This is a genomic window from Wolbachia endosymbiont of Drosophila barbarae (assembly GCF_044752445.1).
Taxonomy (GTDB): Bacteria; Pseudomonadota; Alphaproteobacteria; order Rickettsiales; family Anaplasmataceae; genus Wolbachia; species Wolbachia pipientis.
The window spans coordinates 1-2,626 of record NZ_JBIXJM010000220.1; the positions used below are offsets into that span (position 1 = coordinate 1).

Genomic DNA, 2,626 nt, shown 5'->3' on the forward strand with positions numbered 1-2,626 from the left:
ACATGAGACGCCAGATACGTTGAGTTTTTTTGTCATTTAATCTGTACAGAGAAGATAAATAAATAGCTTCGTTTTCATGATAAGGGAGCTGGCGAGGCTTGTCAAGGAATTTTTATGACTTAGTGTCACACGCTGGAATGACATTTGGGAGTTGTTGTCCACTTCTAAATGATAAGAGCCTCAATGAATTTATTAGTTTATTACATGTCTCTTTTCATGTATAAATCTATAGAAAGTTTTATACGGAAGTTGTTTTATGAGCAAAATTATAGAAATCAGAGCACCAAAAACTCTTGGTGGTGAATCAGTTACAGAAGGTATAGTAAAAATAAAGAAGGGTATTGGAGAAGCAGTAAAAGTAGATGACTTGATCTTTGAAATTGAAACTGACAAAACAGCACTCGAATTAACTGCAGAAGCTTCGGGGCAAATAACTGAATTTCTTGTAAAGGAAGATGATGTAATAAGTCCTGATCAATTGTTAGCGAAGCTTTCCATGGGAGAAGTAAAAGAGGAAGCGAGAAAAGAAGATAAAAGCGAAAGTGCTGCTAAAAAAGATGCTCCATCAGCTCGTAAAATTATGGAAGAAAATGCAATCAGTGCAGAAAGCGTCAAAGGAACTGGCATGGGAGGCAGAATAACAAAAGCAGATGTGATAGGCCATATGAACAAAGCTGAACAACCTGCAATAAAACAATATGAATTGCCAAAAAGTGTAGTAAATGGAGAGCAAAGAGAGGAACGAGTAAAAATGAGCAAAATAAGGCAAGTAATTGCCTCTCGTTTGAAAGCATCGCAAAATACTGCTGCAATACTGACCACGTTCAATGAAATTGACATGAAGAATGTCATGGATCTAAGAGCAAAATATAAGGACGCCTTTGAAAAAAAATATGGAATAAAACTTGGTTTTATGTCGTTTTTTATAAAGGCAGCGGTGCAAGCATTGAAAGAAATTGCTGAAATTAACGCTGAAATCTCAGGCGATGAAATCATATATAAACATTACTATGACGTAGGTGTTGCTGTTGGCACCGATAAAGGTCTTGTTGTACCAGTTATTCGGGGTGCCGATCAGATGTCATTTGCAGAAATTGAGTTGACTTTAGTTGCTCTTGGCAAAAAAGCTCGTGAGGGTAAATTACAAGTATCAGAAATGGAAGGTGCAACATTTACCATCTCAAACGGTGGAGTATACGGTTCACTTCTTTCCACTCCGATAATAAACCCTCCGCAATCTGGAATACTTGGAATGCATTCAATACAAAACAGGCCAGTTGCTGTTGGTAATGCAGTAGAAATCAGACCTATGATGTACATTGCTCTCTCTTACGATCACAGAATAGTTGACGGCAAAGGAGCAGTAACTTTCCTCGTTAAAATAAAAAATTATATAGAAGATCCAAACAGGTTAGTTTTGGAAGTGTGATTATAAAATAAGTGATTATTAATCTAGTGTTGCTAAAAGCCTAAATATCATCTAGCTCTGCCAGCAGTTTAGCAACTTCCGGATGATCAGGGCCATAATGCTTCTTAAAGATGGATGAAGCCCGTGCAAACAACTCCTTTTGTTTCTTATGGTTACCTAGAGCACCATAGGCGTTGCTTAGGTTTATCAGTAGTGTAGCAACTTCCGGGTGATCAGGGCCATAATGTTTTTCAAGAATAGGCAAGGCCTGTTCAAACAGCTCCTTTTGTTTCTCGTGGTCACCTAAGTCCCCATGAGAGATGCCGAGGCTTATTAGTATAATAGCAATTTCTGGATGATCAGGGCCATAATGTTTCTTAAAAACAGGTAAAGCCCGTTTAAGCAACTCTTGATTTTTCTTATGTTTACCTAAAATGCCATAAGTAATGCCAAGGGTTACCAGTAGTTTAGCAACTTCCGGGTGATCAGGGCCATAGTGTTTTTCAAAAATAGGTAAAGCACGTTCAAGCAACTCTCTTGCTTTCTGAGAACTACCTAAAGTATTATGAGCAATACCAAGATTTACCAGCAGTATAGCAACTTCGAAATGGTCAGACCTGTAATGTTTCCTTTTGATTGCTAAAGCCCGTTCAAGTAACCTCTTTCTTTTCTTATGATAACCTAGACCCCCATAAATGACACCTAAGTTTGACAACAGTTTAGCAAATTCAAGATGGTCAGGACCGTAATGTTTCTCAAAAATAGGTAAAGCCCGTTCAGACAGCTCCTTTGCTTTCTGAAGATCACCCAAAGCATAACAAACAAGACCAAGGTTTGCCCGTAGTTTAGCAACTTCGAAATGATCAAGTCCATAATGTTTCTCTTGAATTGCTAAAGCTTGCTCAAACAACTTTTTTGCTCTCCGGGGATTATCTAAATTCTCATAAGCGTGGCCAAGGTTTGTCAGTATGACAGCAACTTTAGGATGATCAGAGCCATAATGTTTCTCAAAAATAGGTAAAGCCCATTCAAACAACTTTTTTGCTTTATGAGGATTACCCGAATCCTCATAAGCGTTACCAAGGTTTGTCAGTGCAACAGCAACTTTAGGACAATCAGAACCATAATATTTCTCAAGAATAGGTAAAGCCCATTCAAACAACTCTTTTGCGTTCCGAGGATTGTCTAAAGCATTATAAGCAATACCAAGACTTACCA

General features: G+C 38.0%; 2 protein-coding genes. One reads left to right on the forward strand and one right to left on the reverse strand.

Going from position 1 to position 2,626, the window contains the following annotated elements; genetic code table 11:
* The first annotated feature begins 256 nt into the window (after positions 1–256).
* A complete protein-coding gene (gene odhB, locus ACIPNH_RS05040) occupies positions 257–1,429 on the forward strand; it encodes a 2-oxoglutarate dehydrogenase complex dihydrolipoyllysine-residue succinyltransferase (protein ID WP_400772055.1) in 1,173 nt (390 codons plus the stop codon).
* Positions 1,430–1,469: 40 nt separating this feature from the next.
* Here the strand turns inward: odhB and ACIPNH_RS05045 are convergent.
* Positions 1,470–2,626, reverse strand: a 1,157-nt coding sequence (locus ACIPNH_RS05045; protein ID WP_400772057.1) for a tetratricopeptide repeat protein, incomplete at its 5' end; no start/stop codon positions are given.

Coding starts and splice junctions, on each gene's coding strand:
- odhB (WP_400772055.1), top strand. CDS start 257: ATGAGCAAAATTATAGAAATCAGAGCACCAAAAACTCTTGGTGGTGAA.